Origin of the sequence: Dyadobacter tibetensis Y620-1 (assembly GCF_000566685.1) — a bacterium.
Taxonomy (GTDB): Bacteria; Bacteroidota; Bacteroidia; order Cytophagales; family Spirosomataceae; genus Dyadobacter; species Dyadobacter tibetensis.
The window spans coordinates 73,291-97,938 of record NZ_AZQN01000007.1 but is presented as its reverse complement, the minus strand read 5'-3'; the positions used below and the strand labels follow the sequence as shown (position 1 = coordinate 97,938).

General features: G+C 42.4%; 23 protein-coding genes. 13 read left to right on the top strand and 10 right to left on the bottom strand.

The window, feature by feature from the left end; all coding sequences use genetic code 11:
* Positions 1-729, top strand: coding sequence for a siderophore-interacting protein (locus X939_RS0117020; protein ID WP_025764500.1), 729 nt, complete (start codon positions 1-3; stop codon positions 727-729).
* A gap of 169 nt (positions 730-898) precedes the next feature.
* On the opposite strand, the gene X939_RS0117015 is transcribed toward X939_RS0117020, so the two are convergent.
* Positions 899-1,939, bottom strand: a complete 1,041-nt coding sequence (locus tag X939_RS0117015; RefSeq protein ID WP_025764499.1) for an AI-2E family transporter — start codon at positions 1,937-1,939, stop codon at positions 899-901.
* 161 nt (positions 1,940-2,100) lie between these two features.
* On the opposite strand from X939_RS0117015, the gene X939_RS0117010 reads away from it, so the two are divergent.
* On the top strand, positions 2,101-2,556 hold the full coding sequence (locus X939_RS0117010; protein WP_025764498.1) for a ferritin-like domain-containing protein: 456 nt from the start codon (positions 2,101-2,103) through the stop codon (positions 2,554-2,556).
* Positions 2,557-2,633: 77 nt separating this feature from the next.
* On the opposite strand, the gene X939_RS0117005 is transcribed toward X939_RS0117010, so the two are convergent.
* Entirely contained in the window at positions 2,634-3,122 is a 489-nt protein-coding gene (locus X939_RS0117005; RefSeq protein WP_025764497.1) for an ankyrin repeat domain-containing protein, read from the bottom strand.
* 830 nt (positions 3,123-3,952) lie between these two features.
* On the opposite strand from X939_RS0117005, the gene X939_RS0116995 reads away from it, so the two are divergent.
* On the top strand, positions 3,953-6,211 hold the full coding sequence (locus X939_RS0116995; protein WP_025764495.1) for an alpha-L-rhamnosidase-related protein: 2,259 nt from the start codon (positions 3,953-3,955) through the stop codon (positions 6,209-6,211).
* Positions 6,212-6,321: 110 nt separating this feature from the next.
* Here X939_RS0116995 and X939_RS0116990 read toward each other — a convergent pair whose 3' ends face one another.
* From X939_RS0116990 to X939_RS0116975, 4 genes are all read right to left on the bottom strand, one after another.
* Positions 6,322-7,230 carry a bestrophin family protein gene (locus tag X939_RS0116990; protein ID WP_025764494.1) on the bottom strand — a complete coding sequence of 303 codons (909 nt, stop codon included), beginning with the start codon at positions 7,228-7,230 and terminating at the stop codon, positions 6,322-6,324.
* Positions 7,231-7,271: 41 nt separating this feature from the next.
* The gene (locus tag X939_RS0116985; RefSeq protein WP_025764493.1) at positions 7,272-7,721 is read right to left on the bottom strand and encodes a hypothetical protein; all 450 of its coding nucleotides are present in this window, start codon (positions 7,719-7,721) and stop codon (positions 7,272-7,274) included.
* A 151-nt stretch (positions 7,722-7,872) separates the two neighbouring features.
* Positions 7,873-9,240: a HAMP domain-containing sensor histidine kinase gene (locus X939_RS0116980; protein ID WP_025764492.1), complete on the bottom strand. Its 1,368-nt coding sequence runs from the start codon at positions 9,238-9,240 to the stop codon at positions 7,873-7,875.
* A complete protein-coding gene (locus tag X939_RS0116975; RefSeq protein ID WP_025764491.1) occupies positions 9,224-9,925 on the bottom strand; it encodes a response regulator transcription factor in 702 nt (233 codons plus the stop codon). The genes X939_RS0116980 and X939_RS0116975 overlap by 17 nt, the downstream gene beginning before the upstream one ends.
* A 617-nt stretch (positions 9,926-10,542) precedes the next feature.
* Here X939_RS0116975 and X939_RS0116970 point away from each other — a divergent pair.
* The 9 genes from X939_RS0116970 (at position 10,543) to X939_RS0116930 (ending at position 20,274) form a co-directional block, all read left to right on the top strand.
* Entirely contained in the window at positions 10,543-11,316 is a 774-nt protein-coding gene (locus X939_RS0116970; protein ID WP_025764490.1) for a DeoR/GlpR family DNA-binding transcription regulator, read from the top strand.
* 93 nt (positions 11,317-11,409) lie between these two features.
* Entirely contained in the window at positions 11,410-12,807 is a 1,398-nt protein-coding gene (locus X939_RS0116965) for an L-fucose/L-arabinose isomerase family protein (protein WP_044199876.1), read from the top strand.
* A gap of 12 nt (positions 12,808-12,819) precedes the next feature.
* Positions 12,820-13,641, top strand: coding sequence for a transketolase (locus tag X939_RS0116960; protein WP_025764488.1), 822 nt, complete (start codon positions 12,820-12,822; stop codon positions 13,639-13,641).
* A gap of 72 nt (positions 13,642-13,713) precedes the next feature.
* A complete protein-coding gene (locus tag X939_RS0116955) occupies positions 13,714-14,703 on the top strand; it encodes a transketolase family protein (protein ID WP_025764487.1) in 990 nt (329 codons plus the stop codon).
* 1 nt (position 14,704) lies between these two features.
* Entirely contained in the window at positions 14,705-15,622 is a 918-nt protein-coding gene (locus X939_RS0116950; protein ID WP_025764486.1) for a D-ribose ABC transporter substrate-binding protein, read from the top strand.
* A gap of 1 nt (position 15,623) precedes the next feature.
* A complete protein-coding gene (locus tag X939_RS0116945) occupies positions 15,624-16,241 on the top strand; it encodes a DUF2291 family protein (protein ID WP_025764485.1) in 618 nt (205 codons plus the stop codon).
* 26 nt (positions 16,242-16,267) lie between these two features.
* Positions 16,268-17,752, top strand: coding sequence for a sugar ABC transporter ATP-binding protein (locus tag X939_RS0116940; RefSeq protein ID WP_025764484.1), 1,485 nt, complete (start codon positions 16,268-16,270; stop codon positions 17,750-17,752).
* A gap of 29 nt (positions 17,753-17,781) precedes the next feature.
* Positions 17,782-18,738, top strand: coding sequence for an ABC transporter permease (locus tag X939_RS0116935; RefSeq protein WP_025764483.1), 957 nt, complete (start codon positions 17,782-17,784; stop codon positions 18,736-18,738).
* A 33-nt stretch (positions 18,739-18,771) separates the two neighbouring features.
* On the top strand, positions 18,772-20,274 hold the full coding sequence (locus X939_RS0116930; RefSeq protein WP_084299535.1) for an FGGY family carbohydrate kinase: 1,503 nt from the start codon (positions 18,772-18,774) through the stop codon (positions 20,272-20,274).
* Positions 20,275-20,541: 267 nt separating this feature from the next.
* On the opposite strand, the gene X939_RS0116925 is transcribed toward X939_RS0116930, so the two are convergent.
* From X939_RS0116925 to X939_RS0116915, 3 genes are all read right to left on the bottom strand, one after another.
* Positions 20,542-21,105 (bottom strand): carboxymuconolactone decarboxylase family protein, encoded by a 564-nt coding sequence (locus X939_RS0116925; protein WP_025764481.1) that lies wholly within the window; start codon positions 21,103-21,105, stop codon positions 20,542-20,544.
* Positions 21,106-21,172: 67 nt separating this feature from the next.
* Positions 21,173-21,736: a TetR/AcrR family transcriptional regulator gene (locus X939_RS0116920; protein ID WP_025764480.1), complete on the bottom strand. Its 564-nt coding sequence runs from the start codon at positions 21,734-21,736 to the stop codon at positions 21,173-21,175.
* 242 nt (positions 21,737-21,978) lie between these two features.
* Positions 21,979-22,605: an NAD(P)H-dependent oxidoreductase gene (locus X939_RS0116915; RefSeq protein WP_025764479.1), complete on the bottom strand. Its 627-nt coding sequence runs from the start codon at positions 22,603-22,605 to the stop codon at positions 21,979-21,981.
* A 106-nt stretch (positions 22,606-22,711) separates the two neighbouring features.
* On the opposite strand from X939_RS0116915, the gene X939_RS0116910 reads away from it, so the two are divergent.
* Complete coding sequence (locus X939_RS0116910) at positions 22,712-23,059, top strand: winged helix-turn-helix transcriptional regulator (protein WP_025764478.1); 348 nt, start codon at positions 22,712-22,714, stop codon at positions 23,057-23,059.
* Between the two features lie 162 nt (positions 23,060-23,221).
* Here X939_RS0116910 and X939_RS0116905 read toward each other — a convergent pair whose 3' ends face one another.
* Positions 23,222-24,643: a DUF1593 domain-containing protein gene (locus X939_RS0116905; RefSeq protein WP_025764477.1), complete on the bottom strand. Its 1,422-nt coding sequence runs from the start codon at positions 24,641-24,643 to the stop codon at positions 23,222-23,224.
* Positions 24,644-24,648: the final 5 nt, after the last annotated feature.

Below are 24,648 nucleotides of genomic sequence, written 5' to 3'. Positions count from 1 at the left end.
ATGAGTTTCATAGAGAATATTTTAAAGTCTGTAGTCCTGGATCAGGCCACAATCATAGAGAAAAATACGCTTTCCGATTCAGCTGTAAAAATTAGAATTCAAGGAGATAGTATAAAAAAAATAGCATTCGTGCCAGGTTACTTTTTGCGGCTGGGAATTGGTATTGAAAATGAACAACTGCCATTAAACGATAAGGTTAGGAGTTACAGCATATGGGATATTGACACCACAAATGGCACCATTGATATAGCTATCGCCACCCTGAGCGGGGGAGTTGGGTCCCAGTGGGCAAAGCACTGTAAGGTGGGGGATAATGTTTATTATAAATTAAAAAAGGGGAAATTCTTAGTCGATGATTCGGCAGATAGCTATTTATTGCTCGGCGATCTTTCTGCGCTCTCCCATTTATATATGATCAATCGTCATTTAGGTTTGGGAAAACAAGTACAAAGTATTATTTACAGTCAACAATATGAGCAGTTATTTACTGATGTTGATGGAAGTAAACCATTCGATTTTTACGAAATGGCTCCCTATCCCAGGGAACTCGTTATTCCTAAACTTAAAGAAATTGTCACTGGTCTACCCGGCAAAGCGATAATTTATATTGCCGGAGACAGTAGGTTATGTATTGCTGTTACACAATATCTGAGAAAGGAATTAAACTGGGAAAGTAAGCAGATCAAGACAAAGCCCTTCTGGAGTCCGGATAAAAAGGGGTTGGAATAGTAGGAGAAAAGGAAAATAGGATATGTCCCTCCCCTTGGGCTATTCATCCTTGGGGAGTTCCCGCTAAATGTTCCAAATTCCGTATCAAGCGAATCGCAGAAGCTGTTAGTCTGGCCCGGATGAATCATAAATATGGGAAAATAGAACTCCTGACAGGCTAGCAGGCAGGCTAAGCACAGGGTTCGCTAGGTTTTTGATTTCCGAGTAAGAATGCGAAAGGTCTGTATTTTGGCATATGTTGAAAGGCCACTCTGATCATTCCAGTCATAGGGATTGCAATTATTGCTCCAGGTACGCCCCATAATACTCCAAATCCAATGACGGAAGTGATTGTAACAAAGGGATTAAGCTCTACCTCTTTACCTACCACATAGGGTTGGGTAATGTAATTATCGATCATTTGGGCGGCAAACATCACTCCAAAAACTACCAGAACACTGGAGAATCCTCCGGATACGAGAGCCAATATTGCCGCCAAGCCTCCTCCCAGTACATTTCCCAGATATGGGATGAATGAGAATACGGCGGCAATAAGTGCCAATAACAGGGCATACTTTACCCCCCCGATCAAGAATCCAGTTCCGTATAAAACAGCTAATATGAGCATGGCTTTAAACATACCCCAAAAGTAACCTCCTGATGTTTTTCTTATTTCCTTGAGTGCCCGCCTTCCTTCTTCCTGTTGAGATTTGGGTACCCACATCAGAATAAATTCTTTAAATCTGTCTCGTTGCGAAAGTAAGAGTACCACATATACGATCACCAGTATCAGGCTGGTCAATGCGCCACCTATACTACCCAGGGCGGCAGGTCCCCCTTGACCCAGATTAGATAATATACTCTTTGCCTGCTGTAACTGCTTGTCGGGATCCACCCCAGTTTTGTCCTGTATAAAAGACTGAGTGTCTTCCAACAAAGAAGCAGATTTTTCTTCAATCTGCGGCCAGTCTTTAGAAATAATACGGACCTGAATGGAAACCAGAGCGCCCAGAAAGCCGAAAAAGAGAATCAATAAAAGCGTACTGCCAAATACAGCCCAGCCTTTACTAAAACCTTTGCTGATGAGCCAGTCCATAATGGGGATAAGCATCATGGAGAGAACTATGCCGATGGCCAGAGGTGCCAGGAACGCCTTGCCCAAATATAGGCCGGCAGGAAGGGCAATTAATAAGAGTACCCATTTAAGTATTTTGGAAATATCGTCATTCATAAGTTGTAAGCTTTAGAATAAACGTCAGAAAAAACTGTACCTGATAGAAACATAATCGCCGGGATGGGGGAATTTCCCCAAACCAAAAAGTGTGGAGGTGGCACAGTATTTTTAAAGTCTAGGTCATTAGCGTATGAAAATTCACATAAAAAAAATTGATTATGGCAACTACAGAAAATTCAAACAATGTAATTAATGATTTGATCGAAATTAACAATGATCGTATTGCGGGTTTTGAAAAAGCAATTTCAGATATTGATGACGAAAATATTGATTTAAAAGAGCTGTTTCAAGGCTATGCCGAGCAAAGTCGTAAAAACAGCCAGGAACTTGCCGCTTTAGTAGGCTCAGTAGACGAAGTAGAAACAGGAAACAGTGTCAGCGGAACCTTGCACCGTGCCTGGATCGATGTAAAGTCTTTATTTGGAGGTAGCGATCGTGCCAGTATTCTGGCTGAAGCCGAGCGGGGCGAAGATGCTATCAAAAAGGCCTATCAGGATGCACTTGCTGAGGGTGTACTGCCTATTCGGGCGGTAGAGACCGTTAGGGCTCAAGCACAGCAAATCAACATGGCTCACGACCGGATCAGAACCCTACGTGACGTTGCCAAAGCTTAAAATATTGGTGAGAACATAATAGTAAAAGGGGCTTTCTTTATCAGAAGGCCCCTTTTAATTTGCCTGATTGTTAAGGATCAAAATGTAGATTCCAGAGCAGATAAATATTTGACCGCAAATTCGTTCCCCTGCTGAATGGCCAGATCTTTGGCAGTCATACCACGCGAGTCTACTAAACTATAGTCTGCTCCACTTTCGACTAAAAGTTCCACAATTTCATTTCTACCAAACATAGCAGCGAACATCAAAGCAGTACCACCATTTCCGTGTTGTAAGTTAAGATCGGCCCCCCGATCAATGAGCATTTGCACAATAGGGCGGTATCCTTTAAATGAGGCTCCCATAAGTGCGGTATTGCCTCCAAAATCGGAAGCGTTAATATCCGCTCCGGCATTCAAAAGTAGGGCAGCAGCCTCCGGATGATTATTATAACAGGCAATAATCAGAGGGCTATACCCTTTCTCATCCTGCACATTTACTTCTCCCCCCTTGTTGATGATTTCTTCTAAAACGGCAACTTCACCTAGTCGTGCCGCATGTATAATTACTTCAGGATTTAATTCCATGTTTTTGAATATTTTATATTTAATAGGCGCTTAGTTGCCTGACTTTAAGTAACAAAAGTGTTCCAGTGGATATATGCGGGTTTTAGAGCCCTTGTATCTATTGAATATGCCGTCCGTATTCAGTAAAATGCTTAAGGTTAATAGCAGTATACCACAGGATGGAAGGTAAAATTCTCTGAAATAGCTTTGTTCCGGATCCTCGGAAGGTCTTCCAGGAAATCATTTTTTAAAAAGAGAGACGAATAGGTCTACTTATCGAAAAAAATGGGTTCTATGCCTGGGGCCTGCAGTCGATATTAGCTTGAAGGTATTAGGTGGTGAGAGCCATGAGGGTGGTTAGCCTTCGACGGGTCTCAAGAGGTAATATTGATATGATAGGATTTTGGAAAAAATTTGATCAGAAAATCCTGTTACGAAAGGGATCATATTAATGCCTGAGTATTTCAGGAATATTGGGTATCACCAGATGGGAGTGGGGAAACTTTTTCATAATTCTGCCCCTTCCGGCCTAAGGAATATGTCCAGAGTGAGGGCACCTGACTTTGGCCCGATACCTGAAAAACGTTACTTGTGGGATGTCCCGTAAAATTAAATAGCCGAACCAGAATGGATTGGGGGGGCTTTCGCCGATGAGGACTGCCAAATGCCATAAGTGATCTTAACCCTTATAGGCCTTTCAGTTTTATTTTGAAGATCACAAAGATCGGTTGAAAGGGGGATGGAAAAAGTGTAATAGTTAGTTAGTTCTTCGGAGCAGTATATAACCAAGACCAAAGGTATGTGGAAGTTACCCATCAAGAGGTTCAGGTTTTACCAATGCAACAATATAAATGATGAAAAATAAATATTTAAATTTCTTGGGTACGGCCTTGTTAATTTGCCTGTCCAGTGAGCTGGTGTATTCAGGAGATCCAGACCTACCAATGGTTAAGGTCAGCGACGTAAATATGGCCTCGGAAGAGATCCCTCATGGGCTTTCGGTCGAATTTATTCGAAAACCTGAAAATACACCCTTAATGGATAGTCGCCCCGAATTTAGCTGGCTTTTACCCAAAAAAATGGCCTTTCAAGTGGGTTATCAGATATTGGTAGCCACCAGTAAGGAAGCTTTGGAAGCCAATCAGGGAGACATCTGGGATAGCGGATGGGTGCGGAGTTCTCAGTCTACCAACGTAAGTTTAAAGGGGCAGCCTTTGCCGGAAGCACGGCATTTTTTCTGGAAGGTGAGATGTTATGGACAGCAGGGAAAGGTATCGGCCTGGTCGCAACCACAGATGTTTAGAACAGGGATATACTCGGACAAAATTACGACCTCCAATATTGCACAAATCGAGCATATTAAACCGGTTGAGCATAGAAAAAATGCTGATGGTAGTTATTTTCTTGATTTTGGAAAGGCGGCCTTCGCAACCTTTAACCTTCATTATCAACCCAAACAGAAGGAAATACTAACGGTCAGAGTAGGGGAAAAATTAGATGGTGTTCAGATTGATCGTCAACCCGGCGGAACCATTCGTTATCAGGAGGTTCAGGTAGAGGTGAGTCCCGGAAGGGAAAATTACCCAATCAGTCTGCTCCCAGACAAACGTAATACCAATCATCTGGCCCTGGCCATGCCCGACAGCTTTCCTGTGATTCTGCCTTTCAGATATGCCGAAGTGGAAGGGATGACTTCCCATTTGGATCCGACTAAACAGGAACAGGTCGCATATTTTAATTATTTTGATTCAAACACCAGTTCCTTTTCAAGTTCTGATACCGTTTTAAATCGAGTCTGGGATCTATGTAAGTATAGTATGAAGGCGACTACTTTCGCCGGCTATTATGTGGATGGAGATAGGGAACGCATTCCATATGAAGCAGATTCGTATCTGAACCAGTTGAGCCATTATGCAGTAGATAATGAGTATGCTATAGCCAGAAAAACAATAGAATATTTTTTTGTGAGCAAGCCCACCTGGCCTACTGAATGGCAGTTACATGTGGCCATGATGATGTATCAGGATTATATGTATACAGGAAACACTGAACTCATTGAGAAGTATTATGAACGTTTGAAATCTAAAACCCTTATGGCTTTAGAGGTGGAGGATGGTTTCATCAGTATCGAATCGGAAAATCATAATAATGAACTCATGTCGCAATTAGGGTTCAGTGATTCTACTCAGCGGTTAAAGGACATTGTAGACTGGCCACCTCCATCAAAAAATTTTGGAGGATTCAACAAGCCACAGCAAGGAGAGCAGGATGGCTATGTTTTCAAGCGAATCAATACCGTGGTAAATGGATTTTACTATCATAATATGATCATTATGGCCAAGTTTGCTCGTATCCTTCAAAAGCCAGATGAAGCCTTAGATTTTGATTTAAGGGCAGCAAGGGTCAAAAAATCCATAAATGAGCAACTATACGATCAGAAAAAGGGCTACTATGTCGATGGGGTAGGGACGGATCATGCCTCACTTCATGCTAATATGATACTTTTAGCTTTCGATGTGGTACCAGAAAGTAGAATGGCAAGTGTGGTAGCCTTTGTTAAATCCCGCGGTATGGCCTGTAGTGTTTATGCCTCACAGTATCTTATGGAGGCATTATATAAGGCAGGGGAAGGAGATTATGCACTCAGTCTGATGGCTGCTACGCACGATCGGAGTTGGTATAATATGATTAAGATAGGCTCTACCATGACCTTAGAGGCATGGGATATGAAGTATAAAGTAAATGCAGACTGGAATCATGCCTGGGGTGCCACTCCCGGAAATATTATCGCTAGAGGCATGTGGGGCATCAATCCCATAGAGCCGGGTTTTGAAATTGTAAAAATCAAACCGCAGATGGGCACCCTTTCCAAAAATGCCCTTAAGTTTCCAACCATTCGGGGAGCTATCATAGCCGAATATGATCGGAAAATGAAATATGATGAGTACAGAATTACTATCCCCTCCAATATGGTTGGCGTATTCGATGTGGAACATTTTTCAAATAAGGAAATCACCCTGAATGGTGCACTTGTCAATCCTCAATTCAGTAGTGTGCGTCTTCTTCCTGGTGTAAATAAAATTATGGTTGAAAGCAGGGCCGTCAAATAATGGTTAAGTTTGAGCGTACTCTTTAGGCCAGTATAGGGTCAATGGCCTAAGGAGTACGCTTTGCTTAGATTATAAGTACATACTTATTTGCGAGGAGAACTCAATAGCCATTAAAGAATATAGAACTTATCAGGGATATGGGCTTGTGGCACATAGGTCTCGCTCATGAGTTGCTTTAGGTCTCTTTCAATATTTCGGGTAATTGCCAATACTGGCGTATCCGTGGGTTTGTTCTCGAATGGATCCTGCAAATGAATGGCCATTTTTTCAATCAAAAGAAAGCAGGCAGAGAGTACTACCAAGACAGGAACCATTAAAAAACCGAATAAATCCAGCAGTCCAAAAGGCAGTAGTAATATAAAAAACATCAAAGCCAAATGGATATAAAGGCTATAGGTAGAAGGGAAAACGGTGTTTTTAATCCTTTCACATTTTCCCATCGAGTCGCATAATCTGGTTAAGGTTTTATCCAGTTCGATTTGTTGATAGGGATTTACCCAACCCTGTTTCAGAGCATTATTCAGGTCTCGGGCATGAAGCTGTATAAGACCCACATGTCTATTCTCGAAATCCTTTACAAATTCGTATTCATCTTCATTTACGAATTTGCGGATTAATGGCAAGGGGTCCGTATTTCTTAAACCTTTTCCCAGCGCATAACACCAAGCGATTTGTCGATTAATCATTCGATTCTTAAAGGGTTGAATATCTGCCTGTCCGTAGGGGCTTTCCATCAGGGTCAAGGTCTGCCGGGCTAGTGTCCGGGAGTCATTGACGATGGCGCCCCATATGATACGCGCCTCCCACCAACGGTCATAGGCCTGATTGGAGCGAAAGGCCAATAAGAGTGAAATTATGGTTCCAAGCACTGTAGTAACCGTTATAGGAATGGTGATACTGGTAATATGATAATGTTGATAAAGAACCTCGACCAGTAGACCGTATAAAGCTACAAAGGTGATCTCGTATTTGATTTTTCCAAATACGTAGGCAATTGGAATATTCTTCTTTAATAGCATACTAATGGTATTTAAAGGCGTGAAAAAAGGGCGTCAGTTACTCAGCTGACCTTTGCAACTGCGCTTCGGTGAACACTCACATCTATGAGCGGAAGACCTGCTTTTTGTATGATAGCGATTGCCTCTAAGCTACTTTTGCTGATGGCAGGGACACCATATTTGGATGAATAGGCGATATGGTCGGCTTCTAGGTAATCTAAAAAGTTTTTGAATGGAGCCAATCGATTGCCATAGAAAAATTCTACCCTGTAACTGATGAATTTTTCGGCAAACAAGTCTTGAAGCATTTGACATTCACGCTTAAACTGTTCAGAAACATATTCGTATTCTTTACTCCGGAAGTTAGAAAAGAGCAATTCGTGAGTATCATGCTCGAATCGGAACAGGTGGGTGAAAATTATTTTAATAGGTTCTTCCGAATTTCTGAGAACTGTCTCGGCAATTTGAACGGAATGGCGACTAAAATCACAGGGAATTACGATCGTTTTCATAATCTTTATGTTCGGTTAAATGATTGATTACCAATAAATAAATTGATAATGCAATATTAGGCCTGGAACATTAAGATCGTTTAAGAGCCAAATTAAGATATGATGTGCAACCCATTAAAATATTTTAAGAATATTAAAATCAGATTAGAATCTATTTGAGAAAGGGGAGATGAATGGCAAATTCAGTGCCCACCCCTACGGTACTTTTTACCACAATCCGACCATGATGCATCCGAATAATATTATTAGAAAGTGGCAAACCGATGCCATATCCTTTGTATTTCCGGGTATTGGAGGCGCGAAAGAAAGGGATGAAAATTTGCTTTAATTCCAGGTCAGGTATTCCTATTCCCTGATCAATAATGGTAACGATGATATTTTCTTCGTCGGTGATAATGCTTATTTGTAAGGGTTTATTATCCGAGTATTTACAGCCATTAAGTACAATATTGGAGAGTGCCGCCTTCAAAAGAGTCTCGTTGCCCAGGAGGATCAGCTTTCTTTCGTCTTCGGGTAGGTGGTCAAAATTAATATGAATTTGATTATCAGGTATTATCTGATCGGCAGTGGATTTTACCAACAGTATCAGTTCGTCTATCCTTACTGGTCCTTTTTCATCCTTTTTGCCGTCGAAGCCGGTTTGCGCCAGGCTTAGCATACTATTGGTGAGCAGTTCGAGTTTTTCTGATTCTCTTAGTACGGTTCTGAATGAATCCTGAACGGAAAGGGGGATGGAGGGGTTGGAAAGGGCCAATTGTGCCTCGCCGCTGATTACCGTTAACGGGGTTTTAAATTCATGTGAAGCATTACTTACAAAATTGTTTTGGATGTCAAAAGTGATTTCGAGCCGGTTCAGCATATCATTAAAGGTGCGTGATAGATCCGAAATTTCATCCCCATTCTGATCATGAGTTAAGCGCTGATTCAGGTTATAGGCACTAATTCCCTGAACATTATTAATGATCCGCCGTATAGGGAGAAATACTTGTTTCGAAAATATTTTACCAATTGTAAAAACGAATATCAAGGAAATGAAGAATCCTATCAACAGCAGTTTTTTAAGATTTTTCAGTTCTTCGAGGCCATAATGATCCACAGCCGAAGATATGATAATAATGTTTTCACCAGTTCCTGTGATATTTAAGCCAACATAGGAAGTGTCATTTTTGAAATACCGGGCGGGTACCTTTCTAATAATCTGATCATAAAAAGTAGGAGGCATGGGCAGGGAGTTTTTTAAACGCTTTATGCTGGCCGCATCCTGATTCTTTAATATTCGGTGTGCTTCTTCAGGAAGATCCCCCAGGTGTCTTTCTTTGATATCGTAATAGATAGAAGTTTGCGATTTATTTTCATCCAGGCCCGCATGACCCACGATATCGGCCCGTACTTCCAGTCGATGAAAGAAGCTACTGAGAGTGCTTTCGTAGGTGAAGATATAGATGAAAATACTCAGAGAAATAATGATCCCTGCCGTTAGGATCGTAAAGATAAGCGTAATTCTATTTTGAATTTTCATAGTCAAATCGCATTACATACCCCATGCCAAAAACCGTATGAATGAGCCTTCTACCATAATTCTTATCGATCTTTTTACGTAAATAATTAATGTAGACGTCTACTACATTGGTACCAAGATTAAAGTTTATATCCCAGACACTTTCTAAGATCTCCACGCGATTGAGGACTCTATTTTGATGCATCAGGAGAAACTCCAATAACCTGAATTCTGTAGCAGTGAGTTCGATGGGCTTCAAGTTGCGGTGAACCAATTTTGCCGTTCGGTCCAGGGTGAGGTCGTCAATAGTCAATAGATCGTTACTTTTTTGCTGAGGCTCCATCTCTTGTCCCCTACGGGTCAGAGTCCGAATCCGCGCTTCCAGCTCAGCTAGCTTAAAAGGCTTTGTTAGGTAATCATCGGCACCAGCATCCAATCCGGACACTATGTTTTCCGTGCTTCCTAAGGCAGTAAGCATGATTATAGGAACACGGTTGTGTTTTTGCCGAATCGTTCGGCACACTTCCATTCCGTTGATAACTGGAAGCATCAGATCTAATATTATCAAGTCGAATCGATGATTATTAGACATTTCTAGTCCCGACCTGCCGTCCATAGCTACGGTGATCTCATGCCCTGCCAGGGTAAGACTACGTTGAATCACTGAAATAACATTGGGCTCATCTTCTACTAATAGTATTTTCATTTTCCAATCTGACTGGGCCTTCTATGATGTAACTTTATTAACTGATACAAGCACTTCTAGGGTTGGTTTGGTTCATTATCCATACAATTTTATAGGAAATGGCCTATTTCCTATTCAGCCTTAATAGAAATGTAGTTGAATTATTCCTCGTTTGAAATAGTTTAAACTTCCCTTTTGTAATTCGAAATATAAATGATAAAAATAGAAATCGTATCAAAGTCTCCAATCTAATTATTAATGAGATTTATCAGACCCTTACGCTCTTATACGCTTCGTGAAAAAAGATCATAGTCAAGTTCTGGTAATAAAAAGATTGGGCAGAAAACCAATACGTACGGTCCTTGATAAACCTATTTCTTGTTTGCATTATCTTTCTTTGTCTTATTAGTTGAAAAATTAGAGTCATACGAATTATAAGATTCTTAAGGAGATTTTCTTCGTTTATAGCATCAATTTTAACTTAATACTGGACAGAATTGATAAAAAAGATATAACTTCCACGTTGAGGCGTTTTCTTACTGAAGAATTGAAGCATCAGGAATTTTGGCAGCAGGATAAAAATTTACGTTTAGTTTCTTTTATTTTATTATATTTTCGATTATTTTTGTTTTGTAATTATGGCATTACTACCAAATCAAAGGCGGGAGAAGATCCTGGATCTTTTGAAAGAAGATGGATCGGCAAAAGTGGGAGATCTCGCGCGATTGTTTAAGGTTACAGAAGTGACCATCAGGCAGGATCTTGAAAAGTTGGAGGCGGAAGACTTGATTGTGAAGGAGCATGGTGGGGCCTATTTGAAAAATGTGGAGGATCAGGTAAAGAGTTTTTCTTTGGTCAACCAGGACAATATGGATAAAAAGGCCCAGGTGGCGGAAAAATGTCTGGAGTACATTGAAGATGGAGACACCATCATTCTGGATTCTGGCACGACCACAACAGAGATAGCTAAAAAGATCAAAACGGCGGATTACAAGAGTTTAACCATAATTACCAATGCTTTGAATATTGCTATGATGCTGGGTGCGGAGCCGGGAATCGAGGTGATTATGACGGGTGGTGAATTTAAGCCCCCGACTTTATCTCTGACCGGCCAGAAGGCAGCAGACTTTTTTAGTGGCCTGAATGTTCAGAAATTATTCCTGGCCACAGCAGGAATTTCTTTGAAGGCCGGTCTGACATACCCTAGCATTAGCGATCTGGTTGTAAAAAAGGCTATGATCACGTCCGCAGAGGTCGTATACCTGGTAGCAGACAGTACCAAAATGGGCAAAAGTGCTCTGGCTAGCTTGGGGGCACTAGGGCTAATAGATTATATTATTACCGACCCGGAATTAGATGAGAAACACAGAGAAGTTTTCAGACAGAATGAAATTGAAGTAATTATAGCCTAGCGTCTCAGTAGTAATTGTATTGAAAAGTACTATTCGAGGCGTGAGGTGGATACGTTTAAATGAATAGTATTTTTCAATATTAAAAGACCTTACATGACGCTTGGTATTATAATTGGCAACAGAGATTTTTTCCCTGATAGTTTGGTAGAAAAGGCTCGGACCGAAATTTTGGATGTATTCCAGAAATTGAATCTGACTCCCGTCGTACTGGAGAACACCGAAACGAAGCTGGGTGGGGTAGAGACATACCATGAAGCACATAAATGTGCCCAACTCTTTAAGAAACACCGCGAGGATATCGCTGGTGTATTAGTGCTATTGCCCAATTTTGGGGATGAAAAGGGGGTGGCCGATACGTTAAAACTAGCCGGGCTGAATGTCCCTGTTTTAATTCAGGCTTATCCTGACGATTTAAGCAAATTAAACGTGGCGAACCGCCGGGATTCCTGGTGTGGAAAGATATCGGTATGCAATAATCTTTACCAGTATGGAATCAAGTATTCTCTGACGAGCCAGCATGTGAGCTTACCTTCCTCTCTTGGTTTTCAAAAGGACTTATTAGACTTTGTATCGGTTTGCAGGGTCGTAAAGGGAATGCGCACGGTACGTATTGGTGCCATAGGAGCCCGTCCTGGAGCCTTTAACACGGTAAGATATTCCGAGAAAATTTTACAAAGAAATGGGATTACCGTCACCACCTTCGACCTATCAGAGATATTGGGTAGGGCCAATAAAATGCACGGAGCCGATGAAAAGGTAAAGCAACATCTTCAGGCAATCAATGCCTACGTCCCTAAGGGTAAGACACCCAATGAGGCAATGATTCAGATAGCAAAACTAGATGTGGTACTCAAGGAGGTTATGGAAGAATATGCCTTGGATGCTACCGCCATCCAGTGCTGGACCTCTTTACAGCAAAATTACGGTTGTAATGTATGTACCAGCATGAGTATAATGTCGGAAAATATGCTGCCCAGTGCCTGTGAAGTCGACGTAACAGGTACCTTGAGTATGTATGCGATGCAGTTGGCCTCGGGCTCGCCTAGTGCGCTAGTTGACTGGAATAATAATTATGCCGACGACCCAGAAAAATGCGTGCTATTTCATTGCGGGAACTGGGCCAAATCCTTTATCCCCGATGCAGAAATAAGCAATGCCCCCATACTAGGTACTACCGTAGGAATAGAAAATACCTATGGAGCGTTAGACGGTCGAACCCCTGCTATGCCTCTTACCTATGGCCGGATTAGTACCGATGATCCTAAAGGAATTATTAAGGCCTATATAGGAGAAGGCGAATTGACCAACGATCCATTAAGTACCTTTGGTAATAGGGCCGTCGCCCAGATTAACGATCTGCAGGGACTTATGAAACATATTTGTAAAAATGGTTTCGAGCATCATGTAGTGATGAATGCCTCCAAAACTGCCTCCATTCTGGAAGAGGCCCTTCAGAACTATATGGGCTGGGACGTATATGCACATCATTAATATCTAACGAAAATGAAAGAAGACACTTTAATTGCGACCTCTCTAAGGGAGAAGTCGCTGCTGTACAGACGTAATATTATCAAGTATATCTATCATGCCAAGGCGGGTCATACGGGTGGAAGTTTGTCCATAGTCGACATATTGAATGTGCTTTACAATGAGATTATGCAGGTTTCTCCCGAAAATTTCACTTCGCCCACAAGGGATCGATATGTGCAATCCAAAGGACATTGTGTAGAGGCCCTGTATGTTGTATTAGCTGATTTAGGCTTTTTCCCCGAGGAAGATCTGCGTACGCTCTGTCAATATGAATCTGCGTATATTGGTCACCCGACAAAATATGTGAATGGTATTGAACAAAATACGGGAGGGCTGGGTCATGGTTTATCAATTTGTGCCGGAATGGCACTAGCCGCCAAGAAAGACCATTCCGACGTGAAGGTTTACACGATCTTGGGCGATGGAGAGCTAGCCGAAGGGTCCAATTGGGAGGCGTTGATGTTTGCTGCCCATTACCATCTGGATAATCTTTGTGCGGTGCTGGATTACAATAAATTACAGATTACCAGCAGCAATTCTGAGGTGATGGGACTGGAACCTATTGATAAGAAACTGGAAGCTTTTGGTTGGGCCGTAAGACATGTGGATGGACATAACCTGGAAGAGCTTTCCGCAACTTTTAAAGCCATGCCATTTGAAGAGGGGAAACCTTCGTTTGTGATAGCGCATACCATTAAAGGGAAAGGGGTAAGTTATATGGAAAACGTATTGAAGTGGCACCATGGCGTGCCAACCGAAGAGCAGTATGAACTAGCCATGACGGAGTTGGCTTAAATTCCGTACCGTATTTCACTTATAAATCCAAGCTTCAGGGCAAGCAGGCCATTAAGGCTTAAATATCTCATTATGAGCAAGTCTAATTTAGAAATTTTTTCAGAAACGTTGCAGAACCTGGCGGAAACCGATCGACAGATTACGGTGGTGACCAGTGATTCAAGAGGTTCCGGTAAACTGGTGCCATTTGGTCAAAGATTTCCGGATCAGATCGTGGAAATAGGTATTGCAGAACAAAATTTGGTGGGAGTGGCCAGTGGTCTGGCCAGCATGGGCAAGAAGACCTTTGCGGTTTCTCCAGCCTGCTTTCTTACAGCAAGGAGCTTAGAACAAATTAAAAATGATGTCTGCTATTCTGATAATGCAGTGAAGCTGGTGGGAATATCTGCCGGTGTCAGTTACGGGGCCCTGGGAACCACGCATCATTCCCTTCATGACTATGCAGTGCTTCGAGCTATTCACAATATTACCATTGTTGCCCCGGCCGACCATTATGAAACAGCTCATGCGATCCGGCTCGCTGCAGAAATGACGACTCCCATTTATATAAGATTTGGAAAGAAGGCCATGCCCGAAACACTTTTTAGGCGTCCATCGCAGGTAGAAGGGGGGGCAGGTGAAGATAGCCAGGGTATGGGCGAGCAAACCGATGATTTTCAGTTAGGGAAAGGCCGTATACTTCGTCATGGAACACAGTTAACTTTTATGGCTAGTGGAGAAGGGGTTTTACCCTGTATGGAGGCAGCGGAATTACTCCAGGATCGGCATCATATATCTTGTAAAGTGATTAGTATTCATACCATTAAGCCTTTGGATACTAGACTGATCTTAGAATCAGCTTCCTCCGGACAACCCATCATCACTGTCGAGGAGCACTCTGTTCATGGCGGTTTAGGCGAGGCAGTTGCTTCTGTATTACTACAGTCGGGATGTCACAATAAGTTTAAAATCATGGGCTTGCCCGATGATCATACCGTCTCAGGTTCTCAGGCCGAAATATTTAGTCATTATGGCCTTTCAGCCGAGGGTTTGACCCATGAAGTCTTGGAAATCCTTAAATAATATGAAAAAATATAGCGTCGTTCTCTGTGCCGCCCTGGCCTTGTGTCTGCTGATTTCCTGCGGTACGAAGAGTGAAAAGCAAAAAGTGGCTGTGGTTATTTCTACCCTTAATAATCCCTGGTTCGTTGTGATGGCGGAATCCGCAGCAGCCAGTGTAGAACAGCTGGGCTACGAGGCCAAGATATTTGACTCTCAAAATAACTCTGCCCTGGAATCCGATAATTTTGAAAATCTGATTGCATCGGGCTACGATGTGATATTATTTAATCCTACGGATGCCGATGGATCCATTTCCAATATCCTCAAGGCGAAATCAGCAGGGATTCCTGTTTTCTGTATGGACCGGGAGGTGAATTCGGATGACGCCGCAACGAGTCAAATTTTATCTGACAATTATTCGGGCTGTGTAGAGTTAGGAGTTGAATTTGTAAAAGCCCTGAATGAAAAAGGGAAATATGCCGAGATTATAGGCTTGGTAGGAGATAATAATACTTGGGCGCGATCTGGGGGCTTTCATTCGGTGGTCGATAAATTTCCTGGCCTACAAATGGTATCACAACAAAGTGGTGATTTCGATCGCAATAAGGCCATGGAAGTACTAGAGACCGTTTTGCAGGCACATCCCGATATTGCAGCAGTATTCTGCGGTAACGATGCAATGGCCTTAGGTGCATACCAAGCGCTCCAGGGAGTTGGAAAAGCAGACAAGGTAAAAGTCTTTGGTTTTGACGGAGCCGATGAGGTAGTCGACAAGATAAAGGAAGGCAAAATAGTAGCCACGGGAATGCAATTTCCTAAGGTCATGGCACAAACCGCTGCTCAATTTGCTGCGGATTATTTACGAGGGCGACGCGAGTTTCCACAGCGGGTGCCGGTAGAAGTGGAGCTTATCACCGCAGCAAACGCTAAAGAATATTAGTATGAATAAAATATATTACAAATTAGCTGGGGTAGTAGTCATCATGATTTTGGTTTATAATGCCATTTATATCCAAAAATTAAGTGAAATGCATAGCCAGCAATCCCATCAGTTTGACTTCACCGCCTATGCCGATTCCTTATTTCATAAAGGTATATTGCCAGAAGATTCAATTATTGGCCTGGGTCAACTACTAAATAAATACGATCAAAACGTTGATTCTGCCTTCGCCCGGCATGGGAACCGATTGGGTATTGGCCAATCGGCCTACTTTATGGTCAAGGATTCAGGCAAAGTGATTCAAAAAAATAATGAGGGCTTAACGGTCCTGTCCACAGAAGGCCAAATGGTACAGTTAGAGACCAAGTTTTTATTTGGCAACGCTATTCGTGATGCTTCAAAAAAAGTATCCTTATCTGATTTTAAAAATAATAAGGAATTTAATGAGCTCACAGAAGCCCTAAATACTTTGATCAGGGAACAAATCCTTCCCGCTCAGTTAGGAGCTTTGAAAGTTGGAGATGTCATTACCTACAAGGGGGCAATAAAATTGAGCAAAAGGAGCAAGCCCGAATTTAGCATTTATCCAATTGAAATAGTGGCCGCAGGTGCCAGATAATCTATCAACAAATTATTGACATACTTATGCTTGAGGCCATCAATATTTCCAAATCATTTCCGGGTGTGAAGGTTCTTGACAAGGTCAATTTTTTATTTTATCCCGGCAAGGTAAACGCTATTCTGGGGGAGAATGGTGCGGGTAAGTCAACACTTTTAAAGGTTCTTACAGGGGTATATTGCGATTTTGAAGGTCAAATAAGACTTCATGGGGAGAATATGCAATTCAAACATATTAAGGATGCTCAACATGCAGGTATTGCTATCATTCATCAGGAGCTCAATCTCATTCCCTCTCTGAGTATCACGGAAAATTTATTTTTAGGAAGAGAGCTCCATCATTCACTGGGAGTGCTGAGAACTTCAGAAATGGAATCGGTAGCGCGATCTTTGTTACGGAGGGTGCAACTGGAGAAGGATCCCTCCACCCTGGTCAAAAATTTGAAGGTCGGTGAACAGCAACTTATCGAAATTGCCAAGGCTTTGCTGGCCAATGCGGGGGTTATATTAATGGACGAGCCTACTTCGGCATTGAGTGATTCGGAAATAGACAATTTGCACCGTATCATTCAGGAGTTGAAGACCGAAGGCAAGACTATTGTTTATATTTCTCATAAAATGGAAGAGCTATTTCGTATTGCCGACTATTATACGGTCTTACGTGATGGAATCACCGTGGAGGCTGGAGAAATGAAGGCAGTGTCGGAGGCTCATCTAATCCGTAAAATGGTAGGACGGGAAGTGGTAATCAGGCCTAAGGGTCAGAAATGTAAGGAAAGTTCTACGATCCTTAAAGTTGCGAACCTACATTTGCAACACCCCCTGGTAAAGGCTAAGAATGTACTTCACGACATATCCTTCGAACTTAAAAGAGGGGAGATTCTAGGCTTTTTTGGCCTGATGGGCGCCGGTCGTACGGAATTAATGGAATGTCTTTTTGGAATGGTTCCCGATCGGATGTCGGGCATGCTCGCGATTGACGGTAAACCATGCCAATTCAACTCCCCAAAAGATGCCATCAGCCAGGGACTAGCATTTGCCACAGAAGATCGTAAGATGGAGGGTTTGGTTCTGGGTATGGATATTAGCTCAAATATCAGTTTAACTACTCTTAAAGTCACTGAGTTATTGAATACTGATCAGGAGAGACAATTTGCTCAGGATTATATCAGGCAGCTGGCTATAAAAACGCCGTCCGAAGATCAGTTTTGTAATAACTTAAGCGGTGGGAATCAGCAGAAGGTTGTTTTGGCCAAATGGTTGGCCACGAAACCGCAGATACTAATACTTGATGAGCCTACCAGAGGAATTGATATCAATGCAAAAAGTGAGATTTACGAATTAATACAACGGCTGGCTAACTCGGGGAAAAGCATTATTCTAGTTTCCTCAGAAATACCAGAAATATTAGCGCTGTCCGATCGGATTCTGGTAATGGCCGAGGGGCGTATTACCGCTGAGTTTTCGGCAGGGGAAGCCCGTGAAGATGATTTATTAAAATATGCTATTTAAGCCTTACCGCCCGACCTACTTTTTTGAATATGAACAAGGAAATACTTAAAAAAACGCAGTCCCTTATTGCCCTTCTCATCCTATGTCTGATGATCAGTCTCTTGTCGGACAAGTTTTTAACGACTAATAATCTCTGGAATGTATTGAGGCAAATATCCGTTAATGTATGCATATCCATGGGGATGACCTTGGTTGTTCTTATGGCGGGCATCGACCTTTCAGTGGGTTCCATACTGGCTTTCTCTTCGGCAATCTGTGCAGGCCTTATTAGCCACGGCATCGCCATTCCGGCCTTCGATATCTATATAGGCTTTACGGTCCTGGGAGGTATTATGGCCGCTATTACCGTAGGAACGGGGCTTGGACTTTTCAATGGATGGGTCATTACCAAGTTTGACCTGCCACCCTTTGTGGCCACCCTGGCAATGCTCACCATCGCAAGAGGAGGCGTTATGCTCTATACTCAGGGAATACCTATCTCCAATCTGGGTTCAGGGTTTGAATTTATTGGTTCGGGCTGGATATTAGGAATTCCTGTTCCCGTTTGGATTTCCGTAATCATGGTGCTGGCTATGGTCTTTATAACTAAGAAAACAGTGTTTGGACGTTATATTTACGCCATTGGAGGCAATGAAAAAGCCTCCTTCCTTTCAGGAATTAGTATTCATAAGGTCAAAATTGCGGTATACGGGATTGCCGGTATGATGGCGGCTGTTGCGGGTATTCTCGTTACTTCCCGGCTTAATTCTGCCCAGCCCAACGCCGGGTTAAGTTACGAACTCGATGCCATTGCCGCTGTCGTTATTGGCGGTACTTCTCTATCGGGTGGGGTAGGCACTGTGTCTGGAACAGTGATTGGGGCAGTGATAATAGGCGTATTGAATAACGGTCTTGTACTGTTAAATGTTTCACCATTCTGGCAGCAAGTAGTGAAAGGGCTGGTGATTTTACTGGCCGTCATTATCGATAAAAGAAGTAAACGATAGGTCCAACTATTTAATATAAATACAGTTATTTCCGTGGAGTATATTTTAGCTATTGACCAAGGGACTAGTAGTACCAAAACCCTCGTATTCGATCGGGAGGGAAAGGCCGTGGCCAAAGGTCATGTGGATTTGCAAACTAATTATTATGATAATGGTTTTGTAGAGCAGGACCCGGAAGGTATTTACAAAAACGTATTGGATTCCTTAACCTTCTGTATACAGACTTACATTTTAAATGGGTTCGAGCTTTCTCAAATAAAGTCCTGTGGCATCAGCAATCAAAGGGAAACGTTTCTCCTATGGGATCAGTCGGGGCTGGCACTCTCCCCGGCCATAGTATGGGCCTGTAAAAGGTCTGTTTCTATTTGTCAGGATCTTGTGAACAGGGGCCAGGACGAGTGGATAAGTCAAAAAACAGGCCTTAAGATCGATCCGTATTTTTCAGCTACTAAGTTGCTTTGGCTGATTTATAACGATCCGGAACTCAAGAAAAAGGTGCAGAGAGGAGAAGTGTATTTTGGTACTGTAGACTGTTGGTTGCTCTATAAATTGACGGGTGGAAAGGTCTACAAAACGGATCATACCAATGCTCATCGTACCCTGCTTTTTAATATCAAGACTTTAGACTGGGATAAGGAAATTCTGGCTGAATGGGGGTTGGAAAACCTGCACTTACCCGAGGTGTGCGCTTCTTCTGCCTCCTATGGGAATTTTCAGCTCGATTTGATCTTGGATTTAGGAATTGGCCCCCAATCTGTACTGTTGTCATTGCCTGTAACTGCACTTATAGGGGACTCACATGCAGCTAGCTTTGGGGAGGGATGTTTCGAGCAGGGTACAGCGAAGGTGACCCTGGGGACAGGCAGCTCAATTATGATGAATACGGGTCGTGAACCCATTTTCTCAGGTAACGGCATGTTGACGACCATCTGCTTTAGTTCGGCTCATGGAGTAAGCTACGCCCTGGAAGGGGCAATTGTAGCCTGTGGGTCCACTATAGAATGGTTGAGAAATGAGCTATCTCTATTCGATGACTTAAGTGAAACGAGTCGGATGGCTAGCGAAATACCGGATAATGCCGGAGTTTACCTGATTCCGGCCTTTAGTGGTTTGGGGGCTCCGCACTGGCAGATGGATCGGAGGGCTTCGTTAGAAGGAATGACCTTTGGCACCACCAAAAACCATATTGTCAGAGCGGCTTTAGAAAGTATACCTTATCAAATAAAGGACGTTATTGGCGCTATGCGGCAGGATATGGGGGCTGATCTGCATAGCATCTCGGTGAATGGAGGGCTGACTAAGAATGACTTTGTAATTAGATTTTTGGTCGATTTACTTGGCATACCGCTGAATAAGCAAGAGAATCCTGATGTCTCCGCACTTGGAGCCGCTTACCTGGCAGGGCTGGAGAGTGGGATTTTCCCAAGCTTGAACACTATCCAGAAATTAGTTGCAGGAAATTCCGGCCAAATTATTCCGAATTCGTCAAATGAAATGGTAGTGAAGGGTTATCAAGGCTGGTTGGAAAAAATCTGATATGATACCCGGTTCGATCACTTTATTTGTGGGCTTAAAACCGGTCTGAAAGCCCTTGCCACCCGCTAAGGTCAGAACCCTCATCCATAATCGTTGACCCTCTTATCCTAGATGGCTCATTTGGACTTAGACTTTAGATTTGTGGAGTAATATAGCTGCCCTCAAAGGATGCCAGATGCAGGTCAAATCCTTTATTTATTACTTAAAAAAGTCTGATCTTCCGGGTAAAATCGGAAGATCAGACAATTGTGGCAAGGCAACACTATTTTATGAATTTACAGCGTCCTTGGACCATAGGTATTTTTCAAACGGTGCATCTACGGGCGTATTGGCAATATGATTGGTATAATTACTAATTACCTTCTGTGACAAGCCTAAAATAACTTCTAGAACGTGCCTTTCTTCGTACCCCGCTGCAAAAAAGGCATCCAGATCGTCTTGGTCAACACGGCCTCTGCTATGCACCATCTTCAAGGTGAATTCATGGAGCGCTTGTAGCCTTTCAGTAGGCATAGCCGTGTGGTTTCTTAAGGCCTCACTAAGATCCGGATCTACTTTCATCATATGGGCTATACCGGTATGTGCTGGTACGCAATAATGGCATTCATGCGCAACGTTAATAGTCTGCCATACAACGGTCAGCTCTTCTTTATTAAAGGATGATTGTGTAAATAATTTGTGCAGGGTTTGATAGGCTTCTAATAAACCGGGAGCACCAGCCAATACTCCGTGCAAACCCGGTATCATTCCATTGGTCTTAAGGGATTGTTCTAACAAGGCTTTGCTGCCTTCTGGTGCGGTTTCTAAATTATGAATGGTTAATGCAGTCATGAATATTAATTTTAAATTGAAGTAATTAATCTAAACGATCGTTTAGATATTGGGTAAAAAAATAATTTTAGATGTTTCTGAAAGTCAATTCAATATAGTCCTCGATTTCCTGAGCAGTATTGACCCGGGAAGCAGCGGCTAAACCATGCTTGGCCAAGAGCAAGAAGTTGGCCTGCTTTAAGACTTCTTCCTCCGTTTTAGATTTGTCCATACTTAGTTTCTGGATAAAAAGATTCCGAAGGATTTCCATAAAAGCCTGCATATCTTTTTTGATCGTCTGATCTTCCAGACGGTGAGACTCATTATATGTACTGGTTACCAAACAGCCTTTTTCGTTGCCCGGTCGATTGCTAATCTCGACGGAGTCATAAAAAAAAGTTTTGATGTCTTCCACTCCGTTTGACGATTCTCTAAACTTCTTAAATATGCCATCTAATTTATCCTTATAGCATTTTAAACTAGCAGTAAAAACACCTTGTTTGTTTCCGAAACTGGAATAGATAGAAAATTTGTTGATGCCCATTTCCTTTTCGAGCATCTGCATGGAAGTGCTCTCAAAACCATTTCGCCAGAACAGGCGCATGGCTTTTTCAATTACTTCCTCTTCTGTATATTCCTTTTTTCTAGGCATATTTAATTCGTCTATGATGCAAAACTAAACAATCGGTTAGATATAAGCAAGTATTTATAGAAATTATTAATAATTCTTTGGATATATGATCCGCCAGGTTTGATTACTTCAATAGGATATACCCCACTGATGACCGGGGGAAGATATGAGGATCTATCCATTATTTATCTGACAGATGCTAGGCTTTTATTGGGAACAATTTAAATTGTTCCCAATAAAAGCCTATTAGTAAAGGGCGAGGCTTAAATCTCTGTAACCAGTTCATGAATGGGTATTCGAACCTTTTTCTGCTTGGCCAAAATGTCGGAACCCGGATCCCGGTAACCCAATCCTAGAAGGAACACACTTTTTAAACCCTTATCTTTCAAATTTAATAGCTGGTCCAATTTTTCCGTATTAAAACCTTCCATAGGAGTAGAATCCACCTCAAGTTCGGCGGCAGCTATAAGAGCGGTGCCGAGGGCAATATAGGCTTGTTTGGAGGCCCAGACAAAGTTTTCCTCATCGGAGCGAGGCAAGAGGTATCCTTCCATGGCTTGTTGATAGTCTGCCAAATCAGAAACCGGGACCCCTCTTTCTTTAGCCATGAGGGCAATTAGACTACTGGTTCTTTCTTTTGTAATTGAATCGAAAGCCGCAAAAGCTATTAAATGCGAGGCGTCCACAATCTGGGAGTTAAAGGAATCGCTGCCTAAATTCTTCCTGATTTCTTCATTTTTGATCACGAAAACGCGATAAGGTTGCAAACCAATGGAGGAGGCAGATAGTCGTATGGCTTCCAAAATCTTCTGAATCTTTTGGTCAGTTACTTTTTCATCTTTATATTTCTTGACGGCATATCGCCAATTGAGTGCTGTTATTAAGTCCATATCATTTGTTTTTTGTTTTGGATAACAAATTTACAGCTGAATTAGATACTTTTGTTAGTAAGTGACAAAAAGTAACAGTGTCATTCAGGTAACCAAGTAACATGGAATGGAAAAAGAACATGAAAGTATAAATTCCTGCAAACACAAGATCATGGCGATAGATGATGCCATGTATGTGTTAGGTGGAAAATGGAAAATACATATTATTGCTGCATTATGTTTTGGTGAGAAGCGGTTTTCCGATCTCCTTTCAGCCATTACTGGTATTTCCGGTAAAATGTTAAGTAGGGAGCTAAAGGATATGGAGACGAATTTGTTGGTTATCAGAAGGATTGAAGCGACCCGTCCGCTTAAAGTAAATTATGAATTAACGGAATATGGCAAAAAATTAATTCCTCTCATCAACGATCTGGCGGAGTGGGGGATGGCGCATCGTAAAGAAATAAGAAAATGAGTATTTCCGTTTCCTCAGCATTTTATACTACGCATATGCCTGGATCGCTTGAATTTAAGTGGAGCGTTTTAACTCGTCAGTAGTGCTATCCTCTAAAAAAGGTAAATAGCGATCCCTGTAAAAAGAAACCGTTATCTACCTTGTAAATAATTTTATGGGTCTTTATGGCTGTACGTCTATCACCACGCGTTTGTATCGGGTAAGTGCCGGTTGCCCCGAGTCTGTTACAGCGACAATTAAATGCATCATGCCCAGTCGCCCTGCTTTTGGGATGGTTAGCGATGCTTTGGCTCTGTTAGCATCCGTTATCTTTACAGGTTCAGCGGTTCGTCCCGACGAGATGGTATAGCCGCCTGGTTCTCCATAGTGAAACCAATTATAATGTAGAACATCTCCATCTGGATCGGTGGAATCACTGGCGTCTAGTTCAATTTTATCGCCGATCTTTGCTTTGATAAGTTCAGCGGACTTTAGGTTTACCACCGGCGGATGGTTGGCTTTTTCAAAAGGTAGGATAGTCCAGTCCATTCGGGCAACAAAATCATTTTGATAAGCCTCACGCCATCTCCATATGGTTTCCTTATTTCCCGTATGCCAGCTACCATCCTTTCCTAAGACTTCGTCTTGGGCATTGGTCCATATTGGCCTCGTTTCGGGCTCCAAAAACCATTTTTCAGTTCTGGGTTGATATCGTTCATATCTTCCGCCCCAACTCCCCCAGTCTGGATGTTCGGCGTTGCCGAGTCCATTATTTATCAGATACATAAAACTTGGGGAGTCACCTTCCATCAGAAACTCCATATGAGGGTATTGCTTTCCTAATTCTCCTTTGCTTCGGATATGGGTATCGAGCCAAGGGTTGTCAACGATCGGGAAGTTAGCGCCAGGAAAGCGACCATGGAATTTGTCGCCGCTAATTCCCGTCCATGTGGCATGATGATAACCACCTAGAGAATGAAATCCTGGACTGACGATATAGAATAGATCTTTGAAATTTTTGCGTATCCAAGGTCCGGAATCATCCTGATCGGAGATGGTATAGATTCTAAGTTTCGCAATGAACTTTTTCTGCTGGGCCTGGCTTCGTGTTTCTTTTACCTTCCATAGGGCCTGTGCCAGACAGTTGGGCCCACCCCAGGCAAGTACCCAGACAGGGCGGGGGTCATCGTTATCAACGGCATCTATGATAAGCTGTGAGCCTTCAGAGTCCATACCCTTGCCCACTGCCTGCATTCCATAATCTGCTTTACCCTCCTTGATGAGTCCCAATAAGACTTCGGCCTTTGGGTATCCATCCTCATGCTGAATCAAGTTGGAATAGACCTTCTTGTACGCTTGCACTATCTCTCTTATCCGCCAGGTGGCTAGCTTGTTTTTCTGATGTATAGAAGTGGTAGCGATCAGCCCTTCGGTGTCAAATTGGTTGGCATAAGTAAGGTACCGCACCAAAGACATGGCATCATCGGGTTCGTTTTCAATATCTGTTAAAACGATTATTCTAGGCTTGCTATTGGTATGCTGAGCCCTAGAACTTATAGTTGTCAGGATAAAAAAGAATGCAGTACAAAGTTGTATATATTTCATTTCAG

Excerpts from the sequence above, each read along its gene's own strand:
- X939_RS0117020 (WP_025764500.1), top strand. The coding sequence starts at position 1 with ATGAGTTTCATAGAGAATATTTTAAAGTCTGTAGTCCTGGATCAGGCC.
- X939_RS0117015 (WP_025764499.1), bottom strand. The coding sequence starts at position 1,939 with ATGAATGACGATATTTCCAAAATACTTAAATGGGTACTCTTATTAATT.
- X939_RS0117010 (WP_025764498.1), top strand. The coding sequence starts at position 2,101 with ATGGCAACTACAGAAAATTCAAACAATGTAATTAATGATTTGATCGAA.
- X939_RS0117005 (WP_025764497.1), bottom strand. The coding sequence starts at position 3,122 with ATGGAATTAAATCCTGAAGTAATTATACATGCGGCACGACTAGGTGAA.
- X939_RS0116995 (WP_025764495.1), top strand. The coding sequence starts at position 3,953 with ATGATGAAAAATAAATATTTAAATTTCTTGGGTACGGCCTTGTTAATT.
- X939_RS0116990 (WP_025764494.1), bottom strand. The coding sequence starts at position 7,230 with ATGCTATTAAAGAAGAATATTCCAATTGCCTACGTATTTGGAAAAATC.
- X939_RS0116985 (WP_025764493.1), bottom strand. The coding sequence starts at position 7,721 with ATGAAAACGATCGTAATTCCCTGTGATTTTAGTCGCCATTCCGTTCAA.
- X939_RS0116980 (WP_025764492.1), bottom strand. The coding sequence starts at position 9,240 with ATGAAAATTCAAAATAGAATTACGCTTATCTTTACGATCCTAACGGCA.
- X939_RS0116975 (WP_025764491.1), bottom strand. The coding sequence starts at position 9,925 with ATGAAAATACTATTAGTAGAAGATGAGCCCAATGTTATTTCAGTGATT.
- X939_RS0116970 (WP_025764490.1), top strand. The coding sequence starts at position 10,543 with ATGGCATTACTACCAAATCAAAGGCGGGAGAAGATCCTGGATCTTTTG.
- X939_RS0116965 (WP_044199876.1), top strand. The coding sequence starts at position 11,410 with ATGACGCTTGGTATTATAATTGGCAACAGAGATTTTTTCCCTGATAGT.
- X939_RS0116960 (WP_025764488.1), top strand. The coding sequence starts at position 12,820 with ATGAAAGAAGACACTTTAATTGCGACCTCTCTAAGGGAGAAGTCGCTG.
- X939_RS0116955 (WP_025764487.1), top strand. The coding sequence starts at position 13,714 with ATGAGCAAGTCTAATTTAGAAATTTTTTCAGAAACGTTGCAGAACCTG.
- X939_RS0116950 (WP_025764486.1), top strand. The coding sequence starts at position 14,705 with ATGAAAAAATATAGCGTCGTTCTCTGTGCCGCCCTGGCCTTGTGTCTG.
- X939_RS0116945 (WP_025764485.1), top strand. The coding sequence starts at position 15,624 with ATGAATAAAATATATTACAAATTAGCTGGGGTAGTAGTCATCATGATT.
- X939_RS0116940 (WP_025764484.1), top strand. The coding sequence starts at position 16,268 with ATGCTTGAGGCCATCAATATTTCCAAATCATTTCCGGGTGTGAAGGTT.
- X939_RS0116935 (WP_025764483.1), top strand. The coding sequence starts at position 17,782 with ATGAACAAGGAAATACTTAAAAAAACGCAGTCCCTTATTGCCCTTCTC.
- X939_RS0116925 (WP_025764481.1), bottom strand. The coding sequence starts at position 21,105 with ATGACTGCATTAACCATTCATAATTTAGAAACCGCACCAGAAGGCAGC.
- X939_RS0116920 (WP_025764480.1), bottom strand. The coding sequence starts at position 21,736 with ATGCCTAGAAAAAAGGAATATACAGAAGAGGAAGTAATTGAAAAAGCC.
- X939_RS0116915 (WP_025764479.1), bottom strand. The coding sequence starts at position 22,605 with ATGGACTTAATAACAGCACTCAATTGGCGATATGCCGTCAAGAAATAT.
- X939_RS0116910 (WP_025764478.1), top strand. The coding sequence starts at position 22,712 with ATGGAAAAAGAACATGAAAGTATAAATTCCTGCAAACACAAGATCATG.
- X939_RS0116905 (WP_025764477.1), bottom strand. The coding sequence starts at position 24,643 with ATGAAATATATACAACTTTGTACTGCATTCTTTTTTATCCTGACAACT.